This window comes from Lentzea nigeriaca (genome assembly GCF_016907955.1).
In the GTDB taxonomy this organism is placed as follows: Bacteria; Actinomycetota; Actinomycetes; order Mycobacteriales; family Pseudonocardiaceae; genus Lentzea; species Lentzea nigeriaca.
Window position 1 is genome coordinate 441878 of sequence record NZ_JAFBCX010000001.1, and the last position, 14485, is coordinate 456362.

Annotated in this window: 14 protein-coding genes; 9 read left to right on the top strand and 5 right to left on the bottom strand. The window is 68.9% G+C overall.

The features are described from left to right. Positions 1 to 752 precede the first annotated feature (752 nt). From JOD27_RS01460 to JOD27_RS01475, 4 genes are all read left to right on the top strand, one after another. On the top strand, positions 753 to 3110 hold the full coding sequence (locus tag JOD27_RS01460) for a sensor histidine kinase (RefSeq protein ID WP_307829811.1): 2358 nt from the start codon (positions 753 to 755) through the stop codon (positions 3108 to 3110). A gap of 164 nt (positions 3111 to 3274) precedes the next feature. Beyond that, a complete protein-coding gene (locus JOD27_RS01465) occupies positions 3275 to 3715 on the top strand; it encodes a roadblock/LC7 domain-containing protein (RefSeq protein ID WP_204760285.1) in 441 nt (146 codons plus the stop codon). Further along, positions 3712 to 4086 carry a DUF742 domain-containing protein gene (locus tag JOD27_RS01470; RefSeq protein WP_204760286.1) on the top strand — a complete coding sequence of 125 codons (375 nt, stop codon included), beginning with the start codon at positions 3712 to 3714 and terminating at the stop codon, positions 4084 to 4086. The genes JOD27_RS01465 and JOD27_RS01470 overlap by 4 nt, the downstream gene beginning before the upstream one ends. Continuing rightward, positions 4067 to 4663 carry a GTP-binding protein gene (locus JOD27_RS01475; protein WP_204760287.1) on the top strand — a complete coding sequence of 199 codons (597 nt, stop codon included), beginning with the start codon at positions 4067 to 4069 and terminating at the stop codon, positions 4661 to 4663. Before JOD27_RS01470 ends, JOD27_RS01475 begins: the two co-directional genes overlap by 20 nt. Here the strand turns inward: JOD27_RS01475 and JOD27_RS01480 are convergent. Together JOD27_RS01480 and JOD27_RS01485 are read right to left on the bottom strand one after the other, a co-directional pair. Beyond that, positions 4660 to 6018, bottom strand: a complete 1359-nt coding sequence (locus JOD27_RS01480; RefSeq protein ID WP_204760288.1) for a tryptophanase — start codon at positions 6016 to 6018, stop codon at positions 4660 to 4662. The two genes, JOD27_RS01475 and JOD27_RS01480, sit on opposite strands and share 4 nt — an antisense overlap. A gap of 13 nt (positions 6019 to 6031) precedes the next feature. After that, complete coding sequence (locus JOD27_RS01485; RefSeq protein WP_204760289.1) at positions 6032 to 7030, bottom strand: tryptophan dimethylallyltransferase family protein; 999 nt, start codon at positions 7028 to 7030, stop codon at positions 6032 to 6034. 736 nt (positions 7031 to 7766) lie between these two features. On the opposite strand from JOD27_RS01485, the gene JOD27_RS01490 reads away from it, so the two are divergent. The 4 genes from JOD27_RS01490 to JOD27_RS01505 all read left to right on the top strand — a co-directional run bounded on the left by JOD27_RS01490 (position 7767) and on the right by JOD27_RS01505 (position 11044). Further along, positions 7767 to 7928: a hypothetical protein gene (locus tag JOD27_RS01490; protein ID WP_204760290.1), complete on the top strand. Its 162-nt coding sequence runs from the start codon at positions 7767 to 7769 to the stop codon at positions 7926 to 7928. A 64-nt stretch (positions 7929 to 7992) separates the two neighbouring features. Beyond that, complete coding sequence (locus JOD27_RS01495; RefSeq protein ID WP_204760291.1) at positions 7993 to 8931, top strand: TlpA family protein disulfide reductase; 939 nt, start codon at positions 7993 to 7995, stop codon at positions 8929 to 8931. After that, a complete protein-coding gene (locus JOD27_RS01500) occupies positions 8928 to 10709 on the top strand; it encodes an ABC transporter ATP-binding protein (RefSeq protein ID WP_204760292.1) in 1782 nt (593 codons plus the stop codon). Before JOD27_RS01495 ends, JOD27_RS01500 begins: the two co-directional genes overlap by 4 nt. After that, positions 10709 to 11044, top strand: a complete 336-nt coding sequence (locus tag JOD27_RS01505) for a S26 family signal peptidase (RefSeq protein ID WP_204760293.1) — start codon at positions 10709 to 10711, stop codon at positions 11042 to 11044. Before JOD27_RS01500 ends, JOD27_RS01505 begins: the two co-directional genes overlap by 1 nt. Here the strand turns inward: JOD27_RS01505 and JOD27_RS01510 are convergent. After that, complete coding sequence (locus JOD27_RS01510; protein ID WP_204760294.1) at positions 10990 to 11277, bottom strand: helix-turn-helix domain-containing protein; 288 nt, start codon at positions 11275 to 11277, stop codon at positions 10990 to 10992. The two genes, JOD27_RS01505 and JOD27_RS01510, sit on opposite strands and share 55 nt — an antisense overlap. Before the next feature lie 52 nt (positions 11278 to 11329). Further along, entirely contained in the window at positions 11330 to 12142 is an 813-nt protein-coding gene (gene map / locus JOD27_RS01515) for a type I methionyl aminopeptidase (protein WP_204760295.1), read from the bottom strand. A 134-nt stretch (positions 12143 to 12276) separates the two neighbouring features. On the opposite strand from map, the gene JOD27_RS01520 reads away from it, so the two are divergent. Further along, the gene (locus JOD27_RS01520) at positions 12277 to 12831 is read left to right on the top strand and encodes an EF-hand domain-containing protein (RefSeq protein ID WP_204760296.1); all 555 of its coding nucleotides are present in this window, start codon (positions 12277 to 12279) and stop codon (positions 12829 to 12831) included. 34 nt (positions 12832 to 12865) lie between these two features. Here JOD27_RS01520 and JOD27_RS01525 read toward each other — a convergent pair whose 3' ends face one another. Further along, positions 12866 to 14407, bottom strand: a complete 1542-nt coding sequence (locus tag JOD27_RS01525; protein ID WP_204760297.1) for a tannase/feruloyl esterase family alpha/beta hydrolase — start codon at positions 14405 to 14407, stop codon at positions 12866 to 12868. Between the last annotated feature and the right edge of the window lie 78 nt (positions 14408 to 14485).

A 14485-nucleotide genomic window follows, 5' to 3' on the forward strand; every position in this document is an offset into this window, starting at 1 on the left:
GGGAGACCCCTGCCATTCCGCGGCAGGTGGCCTGATGCTGGTCTCACGACGGAGACGCCCAGTGCGTCACGGTCGGGTTCTGGGGGGTGGCAGCAGGACCGGGTTCTACCCAGTGGCTCGAGTCCTGCTGCCACAGCACCACGCGAATGAGGGGGAAACGACGTGAACAGGGATTGGACAGGTGCGCCCTCCTGAGGCGCCTTGACCTCGCTCAACCTGTGCGGGCGCTGTGGTCGTCGGGGCGACCACAGCGCCCGTCTCTTTTCGCCCAAGGCCTGAGCTCGGCACGACTCCCACCACTGGGTTCACGCAGGTTGTCACCGCGAATTTACGAATAACTTATGGTGACGGAAAGCGACGATTGGCCCCACTCCGCTCTCCGCTTAGAAGACTCCTCACGTTCTGTCAAGTGCGCGCCAATAACCAGTGCGTTTGTCGGGTTCGGTTCGAGAAAGACCTGTCGGGTCCAGGCCGCCCGCAATGACCTTCCGTGACCGATCTACCTGCGAGAGTGCGTTCGCGCACCACAACACCGGTTCACCGGCTGGGACCGGAACCGGGGGCGGGGGTGTTGCGGTGGTCATCAGACTGAGTAGTCTCTACGGGCCCCCAAGATCATCGCTGTTGATCATCTCGATCGCGCGATGCTATCTTTCCGTCGCCAATTCGCGTGGTCGTGGAGCGTTGTGAAGCTGAAGACCGTGCCTGAGACGAATTACAGGACAATTCGTTCTCGGCTCACCGGTGTCGTGGTGGTTCCCAGCATCGTCCTTCTGGCCATGTGGGCGCTGTTCTCGTCCTATACGGTGTTCGAAGGCCTGTACCTTCAGCTGGTCGCCTCCGGTGTGAAAGAAGCGTCGATTCCCGCTGTCCAGTCGTTCTCGTCGCTGCAGAAGGAACGCGAACTCAGCATGACGAGCCTGAGCCGGCCCGGCTCCGGCACGTCCGCGTTGATCAAGCAGCAGCAGGAGACCGACAAGGACCTGAGCACGATGAAGGCGGCCTTCACCGAGCTCGCCTCCCAGGCGCCGAAGGAGGTCGTCGACGGGATCGGCAAGCTCAACGGGCTGCTCGACCAGCTGCCGCAGCAGCGGGCGGCGCTCGAGGCCGGCACCGCGTCGAAGGCCGAGATCTACCGCTACTACAACAGCGTCCTGGACGCCGGTGCCGCGCTGTTCAACACGCAGGCCCGCATCGTGCCCGACGCCGAGACGGTGCAGGGCGCGCTGGCCGCCGTCCAGTACTTCCAGGCCGCCGACGCGATGTCGCGGTCCGGTTCCGTCGCGGCAGGAGCGCTGGCGGCGGGGAAGTTCACGCCGGAGGAGCACCGCGAGTTCGTCTACCTCGTCGGCGCGTACCGGTCGTCGCTCAACTCGATCGAGCCCTACGCCCTGCAGAACGTGCGCGACCACTACAAGACGATCACCGGCAGCGCCCAGTGGCAGCAGCTGGTGACCTTCGAGAACCGCCTGCTGCAGAACGCGGAACGGCCCATCGGGGCGTCGGTCGGGCTGGCCGACTGGGAGACCGCGAGCCGCGCGGTGTCGAACGAGCTGACCGTGCTGGTGCAGGAGCAGTCCAACGGCGCCGTGAACGTCGCGATGTCCAACGGTGAGAGCAAGTTCACCAGGGTGCTGATCGGCAGTCTGGTCGCCCTCGTCGCGGTGATCGTCGGCATCTACGTCGCCATCCGCATCTCCAGCCGCCTGGTCAACAAGGCGTTGATCGTCCGCCTGAACGCCCTGAAGAGCGACTCGCTCAAGCTCGCGCACGAACGCCTGCCCGACATCGTCGAGCGGTTGCGCGACGGCAAGCACGTCGACGTGGCGCACGAGGTGCCCGCGCTGGACTACGGCAACGACGAGATCGGTCAGGTGGCCGACGCGTTCAACGCCGCGCAGTACACGGCCGTCGCCGCGGCGGTGAAGGAATCGCAGACCCGTGAAGGCGTCAACCGGGTCTTCCTCGACATCGCCCGCCGCAACCAGGGTCTCGTGCACCGGCAGCTGAAGATCCTCGACAAGCTGGAGCGCGAGGAGGAGAACCCCGACCACCTCGACGCGTTCTTCCAGCTCGACCACCTCGCCACCCGCGCGCGGCGCAACGCCGAGAACCTGATCATCCTCACCGGCGAGCAGCCGGGACGGCAGTGGCGCAAGCCGGTGCGCATGCTCGACGTGGTGCGCGCGGCCGTCGCGGAGACCGAGCAGTACGCACGGGTGAAGGTGAACCCGGTGCCCGAGGTGGCTTTGGCCGGCGCCGCCGTCGCGGACGTCATCCACCTGATCGCCGAACTGGTCGACAACGCGACGTCGTTCTCCTCGCCGCGTTCACAGGTCGAGGTGCACAGCAGCGAGGTGCCGCAGGGTCTCGTGATCGAGATCGAGGACCACGGTCTCGGCATCAAGCCGGAGGACCGCGAGCTGCACAACCAGATGCTGGCTGCGCCACCGGACTTCGAGGCCATGCGCCTGCGTGGCGAGTCCCGCCTCGGCCTGTTCGTCGTCGCCCGGCTCGCCGCCCGCCGCCACATCAGGGTCGAGCTGCGCGACTGCCCGTCCGGCGGCACGATCGCGCTGGTGCTCGTCCCGTCCGAGCTGATCGTCGGCGAGGCGGGCGCGGCGGAGTCGGCCGAGTCCGTGCAGATGCCGAAGCCGACGTTCCGGCAGCAGACGCTCGCGCAGGCCAACCGGGCCACCCTCCCGCACGCCGAGGACGTGGTGCTCGACGCGAGGCCCAGCTCGGAGCTGAACGACTTCTGGGCAGGGGCAGGGGGAGGAGTGGGAAACGGCCGGGACTCCCGCCGGGACACCGATCCCGACAGCGGGAGCATCGGCGGCGTGCTGCCCGCACCCGACCTCCCGGCGGGCCCCTGGCCGGCAAACGACCCAAAGGAAGGTGAGGTGCGGCAGGACACCCGGCCGGAGCTGCCCCGCCGCCGGCGCCAGCAGCACCTCGTGCCCCAGCTCGCGAACGACGACCACCGGTCCGTGCCCGATCCCGCCGAGTTCCACTCGGAGGAACGCGCCGAGCGCACTCGCGACGGCATGTCGGCCTTCCAGCGGGGTACGCGTGATGCTCGTGAGGCGGAGGGCGGTGTGGAGCCGTGATGACGCCGAGGAATTCCGTATGTGCTCGCGATGGCGTGACACCGATGAGCACCGTACGCGCTTGCGACGGCATGTCGGCCTTCCAGCAGGGCGCGTGTATGCCCGCAAGGCCGACGGCGCCGTCGAACCGTGACCACACCGACTGACACCGAAAGGGTTATTACGTGGACGACGACCTGACCGGCGGGCACCCCGAGCTCAACTGGTTGCTGGACGACCTCGTCGCCAGAGTGGTCGGCGCGCGGCACGCGGTGGTGCTCTCCGCGGACGGCCTGCTGCTCGCCCGTTCTCCCGAACTGTCCAAAGACGACTCCGACCACCTTTCCGCGATGGCGTCGGCCTTCCAGAGCCTCGCCCGCGGCACCGGACGGCATTTCGGCGGCGGGCAGGTCCGCCAGACCATCGTCGAGATGGAGCGCGCCCACCTCTTCGTCACGGCGGCGGGGCAGGGCGCCTGTCTCGCGGTCGTCGGTGACGAGGACGCCGACATGGGCATGATCGCCTACGAGATGAACATGCTCGTGAAGCGCGTGGGCAGCTACCTGTCGACAGCGCCTCGAACACTCGCCTCGCCGCGGCTCCCCAACGCGCTCGGACTCTCATGAGCACCCGGTCGTCGGACTGGTGGTACGACGAGGCGGCGGGCCCGCTGGTCCGCCCCTACGCCCTGGTGAGCGGCAGGACCAGGCCCACGTGGGGCCGGTTGGACCTCGCGACCCAGGTGCGGTCGATCCGCACGTCGACCGATCCCAGCTCGCTGTCCGTGGAGCACCAGGAGATCATCAGACTGTGCCGCACGCCGCTGTCCGTGGCGGAGGTCGCCGCGTACCTGCACGCACCGCTCGTGGTGGCGAAGGTGCTGCTGAGCGACCTGATCCAGCGCGGTGACGTCATCACCAGCGATCCGTCGCGCCTGGCGACAGGGCCGGACCTGAACCTACTGCAGAAGGTGCTCGATGGTGTCCGTGCGATCTGAGCAGAGAGAAGAACTGCTCGTCCCCTCCTCCGTGAAGATCGTGGTGGCGGGCGGGTTCGGCGTCGGCAAGACGACGTTCGTCGGCGCGGTCAGCGAGATCACGCCGCTGCGCACGGAGGAACTGCTCACCGAGGCCGGTACGGAGATCGACGACCTGGCCGGCGTCGAGGGCAAGAACACGACGACGGTCGCGCTCGACTTCGGCCGCATCACGATCAACCCCGAGGTCGTGCTGTACCTCTTCGGAACGCCGGGCCAGGACCGCTTCTGGTTCATGTGGGACGAGCTGTCGTACGGCGCCATCGGCGCGGTCGTCCTCGTCGACACCCGCAGGCTGGACAGCGGTTTCGGGGCGATCGACTTCTTCGAGCGCCGCGGAATCCCTTTCCTGGTGGCGGTGAACTGCTTCGAGGGCAGCCACTCCTACACCGAACAGGAGCTGCGGCACGCGCTCGACGTCACCGACAACGTGCCGTTGGTGCTGTGCGACGCGCGGGACCGCGAGTCCTGCAAGGCGGTGCTGGCCGGCGTGATCGAGCATGCGATGAGCAAGCTCGACCACGCCGCAATGGCCTAGCGCACCTGTTCCAAACGGCAGCGGAACGGTCGCAGCATGGCGGGTGCCTCGGTGAGCCGGTAACCGGGCACCTGCTCCGGGTTCTTGGCGATCCCCGCGAGCGTCTCGGCCACGTACTCCAGGTGGCTGCGCGTGTAGACGCGTCGCGGGATCGCCAGGCGCACCAGCTCGAACGGTGCCGGCGTGATCAGTTCACCCGACTCGTCGATCTCGCCGAGGTAGAGCGAACCGAGTTCGGCACACCGGATTCCGCCCGCGAGGTACAGCTCTGACGCGAGTGCGTGGCCGGTGAACCGGTGTGGCGGGATGTGCGGCAACAGCTTGCCCGCGTTGAGGTACACCGCGTGCACACCCGTCGGCTGCACACTGTCCACACCGGCCTGACGCGCGCACTCGGCGAGGTAGGCGGTGGCGTCGGCCCGCTCGCGCAGGTACAGCGGGTCGGTGACCTCCATCAGGCCCTGTGCGCACATGTCGAGGTCACGACCGGAAAGCCCGCCGTAGGTGCGGAATCCTTCGGTGGCGATCAGCAGGAGCTCGCACTTCTTGGCCAGCTCCTGGTCGTTGAGCGCCAGCAACCCTCCGATGTGGACGATGCCGTCCTTCTTCAGGCTGGCCACGCAGCCGTCGGCGAGCCGGAACGCGAGCTTCGCGACGTCGCGCGGGCTGTGGCCGCGGTACTTCTCCTCCCGCTGTGTCACGAGCCAGGCGTTCTCGGCGAACCTGGCGGCGTCGAGGATGAACGGCACCCCGTGGCGGCGGCACAACGCGCTGGCGGCCTCGATGTTCGCCATCGAGACCGGTTGCCCGCCACCGCCGTTGTTGGTGATCGTCATGAGCACCAGGCCCACGTCGTCGGGCCCGGTGAGCGCCTCTTCGAGTGCGACGAGGTCGATGTCGCCCTTGAACGGTTCGTCGCTGTCGAGGTCCTTCGCCCGCGGGCACGGCAGGTCCCGCACGACGCCGCCCGCCAGCTCCACGTTGGCGCGCGTCGTGTCGAAGTGCGTGTTGCTGATGGAGATCTGGCCGGGCTTCAGCAGCGCGCTGAACAGGATCCGTTCCGCGGCACGGCCCTGGTGGACCGGGAAGATGTACTCGTACCCGGTCAGCTCCTCGGCCACCGCGCGGAACCGGGAGAACGACCGCGCGCCCGCGTACGTCTCGTCGCCGCGCATGCCGGCCGCCTGCTGCTCGGCGGACAGGGCGCCGGTGCCGGAGTCGCTCAGCAGGTCGATCGTGACGTCGTCCGCGGTGAGGTTGAACTGGTTGTAGCCGCCCTCGGCGTACCGGCGTTCGCGGTAGTCGCGGGTGGTGATGGGAATCGGTTCGACGACCTTGATCCGGTAGGGCTCCACGGACTTGCCTTTCTCAGAGCGACATTGCTTTGGTGCGCGGGGGCGTCACGTCGTACGCCTCGGACGACAGGTAGACCGTCACGCCGGGTCTGGGCGGGCCCAGCCGCAGCGAGACGTGGGCGATCAGCCCGACGCCGTCGGCGAGCGGTCTGCGGACCATGCCGGCCAGCCCCATGACGAACGGCGCGGTGTCCAGCCCGCACCTCGCCATGATCGCGAGGACGCGCTCACACGCCTCCAGGTCGTCCCGCACGTAGTCCCGCACGGGGATGTAGAGCGAGTAGCCGCTCGGCCGGTCGGTGTCGCCGGACATGAACGTGTAGCTGGACATCAGCGGCCGCCGGTCGAACGGTCCGGTGCCGCCACCGGCCAGTGCGACCACGTCCGCCAGGAGCTCGGGGTCGACGCCGGGCGCCGCGGCGGCCGCGCGCATCACGTCCGGTATCTCGGCGGCGTCGTGCGACACGTAGGTCTTCACCCGCGCGCGCTCGGAGTCCATCAGGTCGAGGGCGAAGAACGAGAACCGGTCGAGCCCCTCGCGCCGCAACGCGTGGTCGGCCACCGTCGGATAGGCGGCGCCGAGCCCGAGCCGCCGCAGCGCCTCGCTGACCAGCGAGGTCGCGCTCTCACGGCCACGTACCTCGGGGTTGAGGTAGACCTTGATCGCGGGTGCCGCGTCCCGGTGGACGATCAGCGAGTACCAGAACGCGAACGCTCCCTGCGGGTCCTCCGGCAGGAACAGGTCGCGCACCGCGTCGAACCGCCGCAGGTCGAGCTGGTGCTCGGCGGTCAGCCGGTCGAGCACGCCGAGCGCCGCGGCGAGGTTCGTGCGCGGGTCGGGTTCCTCGGCGAGCGACTCGACGATCATGCGGACGGCGGGCGGTTCGTTTTGAGCCAAAGCCACCGAGAATTCCACAGGCGTGTGGTCGTCGGCGACGAAAGACGGCCAGTGTGGAACTGCGGTGAGCGGCCGCCGACAGCCGGGGCCCAGCGCCTCGGCCAGCAGCTTCATCGATCTCTCTGCGGAATCAGTTAATCCGACCGCGCGGAGCAGGGTCTGCAGTTGCGCAACGGCGAAATCGCGTATTGAGACATCGGGCACGCTCAAGATGGGCTCTCCTGATCGGCCAGTAATCGTGGGCAGGGTGCAATCCGGTTGGGGTGGAATGGCGACATGAATTCTCTCAACCAGCTACATGGCCTGGTCAAGGGCCAGTGGGGTAGCGTGCGGCACTCTGGCCTGTGATGAAGATTGCACTGCACGGCCTATTGACTGAGACCGAATTCGATGATGAGTGAGACATTCCGGGGGTTGTGAATGGTGGCCTAACGTGCGCAATTGCGCGATTGCCCGCACGTGTGCTAGAGAACCGGTTGTTGTAGTTTCAACCACTGCTTATTGTGTGCCAAATGAGTTTGTGGTAGGGCGTGTCGTTCGAATCCGGCTCCGCGGTGCGAACCTGTGTGGCCCTCAATTTCCGGCCGCCGGTCGTTCTCGGGGCGGTGCGGTTGTCTCCGCCGGGTCGACCATCCCGATGGCGGACGCCGCCGGCTCGTCGTGCGGACGAGCAAAGCCTCGTCCTGCCCGGTGGGCGTCTTCTTCCGGTACGGGAGGGTGGCACGGTGATCCGCCGAACGGGGCAGCGCGAGTCCGAGGGTGTCCGAGAACGTCCGACTCGGCTTCCGTTCCCGGTCGCGGCCAGCCAGCGTGGGCGGCGTCCAAGTTGATCAACTGGGAGGAGCGGACCATGAAGCGTTTCGCACAGCTGGCCGGTGAGAAGCTCGTCGGACTGGTGCTGCCGAAGGTCGATGCCGGTGCCTGCGTGCCGGAACACGGGCAGTGTTGCAAGAGGGGCTACCGCTTCAACTGCAACGGCATCTGCTCGTCGGCCAGCAGCAGCTGCCACTGACGTGCCGAGGGTGCCGGCGGGACTTTCCCGCCGGCACCCGCGCATCCGTTGGGGGAGGCCAGAAATGCTCGACCTGTTCGCTCGCGTGGTGCTCGCCGCTGTCTTTCTCGCGGCGGTCGCCGGCAAAGTCCGCACCCGGCAGGGGTTTGCCGAGTTCCGCGACTCCATCGCCGCTCTCGCGCCGTGGCTGCCTGCCCGGCCGCTCGCTCTCGTGGTCCTCACCGGTGAGGCGCTTGCCGTTGTGCTGCTGGCGATTCCCGGCACAAGTCTCGGCTACGCGCTCGCCGTCGCGTTGCTGGCGGCGTTCTGCGGCGGGATCGTTCTCGCGATCCGTAGCGCGAAGTCCGTGCGCTGCAAGTGTTTCGGTGCGGGCGGGGACGTCCTCGGACCCAAGCACCTCGTGCGCAACGCGGCGCTGATCGCCGTCGCCCTCGTCGGCGCGTTCGTGACGCCACCAGCATCCTGGGAGGAACCGATGACCCTGCTCACGATCGCCGTCGTCCTGCTCGCCGTCGTGGTCGCGGTGCACGTGCTGTTCACGTTCGGCCTGGTGGCGAGGGTTCGTGAGCTGCAGGAGCGGTCGGGGCCGCCGCGCAACCAGAACCTGCCGCAGCCCGGCACGGTGATCCCGTCGTTCTCGGTCACCGACACCGACGGGATGTCGTTCACCGAGGCCGACCTCGACGGTCCGGTGCAGGTCGGGTTCTTCTCGGTCGGCTGCGGGCCGTGCCGTTCGCTCACCGACGCGCTGCTGGCCGACCCGCCCGCAGCCCGGTTCGTGTCCGTTGTGGACGGTGACCCGACCGATCCCGAGGCCACCGCCCGGCTCGTGGAGAAGGTCAGCGCGCTGGGACGGGTCGCGGTCATCGGTGCGGACGACCCCGTGTTGTCGGCGTTCGGCGTCATGGCGTACCCGACCCTGCTGCACACGCACGGCGGGGTGGTGACCGCGTCGGGCATCAAGCTGAGCGACTTCGCCGGCGTTCCGGCGCCGGTGGCATGATCCGCAACGCCCTGGCCGCGCTCGCACTGCCGTTCCGGGCCACACCGCTCGTCGCCACCGTCACGCTGGTGCTCACGGTGCTCGCCGGTGCGGCACCGGCGAGCGGCGCCTGGCTGACGATGCTGCTCGTCGACGAGCTCACCTCGGGCACGGCGAGCGCGGGCAGGGCTGCGTTCCTCGCGGTCGCGTCGGCGCTCGTCGGCGGGCTCGCGATCGCGGTGCTGTACCTCGGCGGGCACCTCGGCGAGGTCGTGCACCAACGCGTCACGCTGACCGTGGAGAGCAGGCTGTTCCGGCGGATCGCCACGCTGCCGGGGCTGCGGCAGATCGAGGATCCCGCGTTCCACGACCGCTTGCGGCTCGCCGAGCAGGCGGCGCAGGAGGCACCCGGCACGATCTCGCAGTTCACGCAGGAGCTCGTCAGGTCGGTCGTGCTGCTGGTGAGCTTCACCGGCGCGTTGCTGGTCGTGTGGCCTCCGATGACGTTGCTGCTGCTCGCTTCCGTGGTGACGGCGGTGTTCGCACGGCTCGCCACCGCACGGCGTGAGGCGGCGACGGAAGAAGCGTGGGTGGCGACCGACCGACGGCGCCTTTTCTACCGCGCGCTGCTCACGGATGTGCGGGCGGCCAAGGAGATCCGGCTGTTCGGGCTCGGGGAGTTGTTGCACACCAGGATGATCGGCTCGCTGGCGACGGTGTCGGGCGCACGGCTGGCGGCGGCGCGGCGGGGAACCCTGGTGCAGAGCGCGTTGGCACTGCTCGGGGCCGTCGTGGCCGGCGCGGGAACCGTTGTGGTGGCGGTGAACGTGGTGTCCGGCCGGTCCTCGGTCGGCGATCTCGTGCTGTTCCTGGGCGCGGTCGCGGGCGTGCAGACCGGGCTGTCCGGCGTGGTGCTGCAGCTCGGCGAGGCAGGACGCGCGGTCAAGCTCTTCGGCCACTACCTCGACGTCGTCGACACGCGTGACGACCTGCCGGCGGGAACCCGCACACCCGCCGAGGCGACGATCGAGCTGCGGGACGTCTGGTTCCGCTACTCCGACGACGGCCCGTGGGTGCTGCGCGGCGTGAACCTGACGATTCCCGCGGGTGCGGCCGTCGGCCTGGTCGGCGTGAACGGCGCGGGCAAGAGCACGCTCGTCAAGCTGCTGTGCCGGTTCTACGACCCGCAGCGGGGCACGATCACGTGGGGTGGAACCGACCTCCGCGAGCTGGACGTCGAGGAGCTGCGCAAACGGATCGGCGTGGTGTTCCAGGAGTTCATGACCTACGACCTGACCGCGGCGGAGAACATCGGCATCGGCCAGGTGCGTGATCTCGACGACCGGCCGCGAATCGTTGCGGCCGCTGAGGTGGCGAGGGTCGCGGACACGCTCGAAGCGCTGCCCAACGGCTACGACACGGTCCTGTCCCGAACGCACGCGGACGACGAACGGACGGGCGTCACGTTGTCCGGCGGGCAATGGCAACGGGTCGCGCTGGCACGCTGCCTGATGCGCGGCGATGCCGAGCTGATGATCCTCGACGAGCCCACGTCCGGCCTGGACGCCGAGGGGGAGCACCGCGTCCACGACACGCTGCGGCGGCACGCGGAGGGACGCACCAGGTTGCTGATCTCCCACCGGATGGCGGCACTGCGCGGTGCCGACCTCATCGTCACGTTGGTGGACGGCCGCATCGCCGAACAGGGCAGCCACGACGAGCTGATGGACGCCGACGGCGAATACGCCCGGCTGTTCCGCCTGCAGGCGGACGGATACCAGGATGCGAGGGTCGGTTGATGTGGATCAGGGTGACGGTGCGCGGCAACAGCATGGCGCCGACACTGCACGACGGCCAGAAGCTCGTGGCGCGCAGGCTCCTCCGCCGGAGCCCGCGCCGCCGCGAGGTGATCGTGTTCCGGGTGCCCGACCCCGAGCTGCCGCACCGGATCAAACGCGTCGCGGCCGTCGCCGGTGACGCCGTTCCGGACTGGCTCGCCCCCACGTTGCCCGGCACCCCACACGTGCCGGCCGGTTTCGTGGCCGTGGAGGGCGACAACCCGCGGTCGCAGGACTCCCGTCAGCTGGGACTCATCGACTGCCGCGACATCGTCGGCACCGTGCGCGGCGCCTGAGCGCGTTTGCAGGCCGCCACCCACCGCTGCCGCCAGCCCATCGGGTCGCCACCGCACGCCTGCGCGATCGCCAGAACCGTGTCGAGCTTGGGAAAGCGGCGGCCGGTCAACGCGTCGTGCAACGTGCTGCGGGCACACCCGGTGCGGCGCGCCAGCTCGCGGTAGGACAAGCCGACCAGCAACCGCAGCTCGTCCAGGTCGACGCCCAGCTCTGCCCTGCCCCCTGTGATCATCCAGACTCCTGTGTCGAAGGTCCTCCGTCCCTCTCCTCAGCCCACTGCATGGTTACCCGAGCCCGATCGAATTCGCCACTTTGCTTTTTGCGGCTTCGTTCGGACGGCGCGTGAGCACCAACGGCCCGTCCTCGGTGATCGCCACGGTGTGCTCGGAATGCGCCGTGCGCGACCCGTCCGCGGACCGCAGCGTCCACCCGTCGTCGTCGAAGACGATCCGGTCGGTCGTGGCGGCCAGCCACGGCTCGATGGCGATGGTCAGGCCGGGGCGCAACTTCATGCCGTGCCCGCGCCGCCCGTTGTTCGACACGTGCGGCGCCTCGTGCATGGTCCGCCCGATCCCGTGCCCGCCGAACTCGAGGTTGGGCGTGTACCCGAACTCCGCGGCCACCTCCCCGATCGCCGCCTCGATGTCCCCCATGCGGTTGCCGGGCCGCGCCGCCTCGATCGCGGCCTCCAACGCCACCTCGGTAGCCCGAATGAGGTGCAGATCCTCGTCACGCGGAGTACCGACGATGATCGACACGGCGGAGTCGGCCACCCACCCGTCGACGCTGACGGCGATGTCCATCGTCAGCAGATCCCCGTCCTGCAACACATGGCTCTTCGGCAACCCGTGCAGCACCGCGTCGTTGACCGACAGGCAGATGACGTTGCGGAACGGCCCGCGCCCGAACGAGGGCGAGTAGTCCCAGTAGCACGACTCGGCGCCGCGCTCCTCGATCATCCGGCGCGCGTGGTGCTCCAGGTCGAGCAGGTTCACGCCGACCGCGGCCACCGTCGACAGCTCGTCGAGCAGCTTCCCGACGAAACGACCGGTGACGTGCATGCGCTCGATCTCGGCTGGCGACTTGAGTTCGATCAACGTGTTCCTCCGTAGGCTGGCACCGGTATAACTATACCGGGCCTGTCCTGGAGGCCGCGCGAGCGGCTGAACAACGTCACCTGGGTGGGCGACCTGGTTTGCTTTGACCCGCACCCGTCTCCACAGTGCCGGGCATGAAGCAGGTGCTGCAGCGCAGGATCGACTCGACGTTCGCCCACTACGACGTCAACCGCAACGGGGTCATCGAGCTGGCCGACATCTACGCGCTGGCCGATCGGCTGCTGCGGGCGTTCGGCGAGCCGGCGTCGTCCGAGCGTGGCCGGGAGCTGGTCGACGCCCACGACCGGTTCTGGGAGTTGCTGGTCGAGCACTGCGACGCCGACCGCGACGGGCGGATCGGGCCTGAGGAGTACCGGGCCGCGATGATCTCGACGTTCATCGAGGACGGGTCGTTCGACGCGGACTTCCTCGAGGTCGTCCAGTCGTTGCTGGACATCGCGGACACCAACGGCGACGGGCGGGTCGACGCCGGCGAGTTCGGGGTGTTGCTGAAGGCGCGGGGGCTCAGCGAGGAGGAGTGCGGGCTGGCGTTCGCGCACCTCGACACGGACGGCGACGGGGCCATCAGCGTGCAGGAGTACGTCACCGCGGTGCGGGACTTCTACACCAACCCGGCCGACAACACGCCCGGCAGCTGGCTCTACCCGGCGTCGTTGCAGCTGACGTAGGGGGGAAAGGGGGCAGGGCAGCCCCCTTTCCCCCTCAGGCGCAGCGGAAGCTCGACGCCAGCTTCGGGTCGCCGCCGCGGTACCGCGAGAACCGCGGCAGCGGGCACAGGTCACGAGTCGCGTCGGCCGACGCGCCGGGCAGCACGGCGGGAGCCTTGCCGTGCTCCACCCAGTCGACGAGGGCGCCGAGCGGGTCGACGGGCGCGGCGCCGTTGCCGCCGAAGCAGTGGTCGACGCCGGGGGCGAGGAACAGGCGGTAGAAGTCGTTCACGTAGCCCATGCGCCGCTCCACGTCCTCGCGGTACTTCAGCGTGCCGCCGGGTGGGATGAGCTGGTCGTTGGTGCCGATGAACGTGATCAGCCTGCCACCGGAACGACGGAACGCCGAGAGGTCGGGGTTCGAGGTGCCGATGATGTCGTCGTACTCCCGGACCGACTGCCGGAACAGGTCGCGGTACTGCTGGTAGGTGAGCTTCGAGGTGTCGAAACCTGGCTGCTTGAGCAGGAAGCTCTGCACCCACGCCACGGCCACCGGGAAACCGGGTCCGGGATAGGTGGGCAGCGTGCCCGCGAGCCAGAGTGGGTCGGCGCCCTTCGGCAGGCCCGGCCACAACGGCTCGCCGCGCTCGTCGGTCGGGCCGTTCCAGATCTTGCGCATCACGTCGGCGTCGGCGGTCGTGACGGTGACTTCCTTGCCGTCGCAGACGACGACCTTGCCGACGAGGCGGCGCGGGTCGTAGCCGCAGCGGTCGGGGCGGTCGACGATCTGGTTCCGCACGCCGTCCGACGCGTCGCAGGCCTCCACGGCGGCCTTCCGGAACTCGGCCAGCACGCAGTTGCCGACGATGTGGCCGTCCTGGTTCTGCACGATCTGCGGCCACAGGGTCGCCACCGCGAACCGGGTCCAGTTCACGGCCGGGGCGTTGGCGAGGATGCCGTCGTAGTCGTCCGGGTGGTTCTGCGCCTCGGAGTAGCCCTGGCGGCCGCCCGTCGAGCAGCCGTTCCAGTAGGAGTACGACACCGAACGCCGGTAGTGCTTGCGCACCACGTCCTTGGCGATCACCGACGACTCGTGCACCGACCGCGTCGCGAAGTTGGTGAGCAGCGTCTTGTTCACCTGGCCTGCCGACGTCAACGCCCAGCTGGTGTCGAGGCCCGTCAGCACACCGGCGTCGGTGGTGACGGCGGTGTAGCCGTCCTTCACGGCCTGCACGAGCGGGGCGCCGGTGTCACCGGCGGCGTACGCGCTGCCGCCCACGCCCTGCAGACGGCCCGACCAGCCGGTCTCCGGGAGCGCGACCACGATCTTCACGTGGTCGTCCTGGTGGGTGAGCGTGACGGTGAGCTCGCAGTACGCGGGCACGTCGTGGATCGGTGGTGGTGCGGACAAAGGGGTTTGCGGGAACGTGACGGTCCCGCCCGGACGGCGCACGGCGTCCACGGACTCGATCTTCGCGCCGGCCGGGGCCGTGACCGGCACCGCGGCGCAGGAAGGGCTGCTCGCCGACGCCGGCGCGAGGGGCGCCAAGCCGGTCAGGAGCAGGGTTGTGGCCAACAGCTTCGTCAATCGTCTCACGCGGCGCGACGCTAGGTGCCGTAGCTGAGTCGTCGCGCCCGTCAGGTGACGCTACCCGTGTACGTCACCGTCACCGGA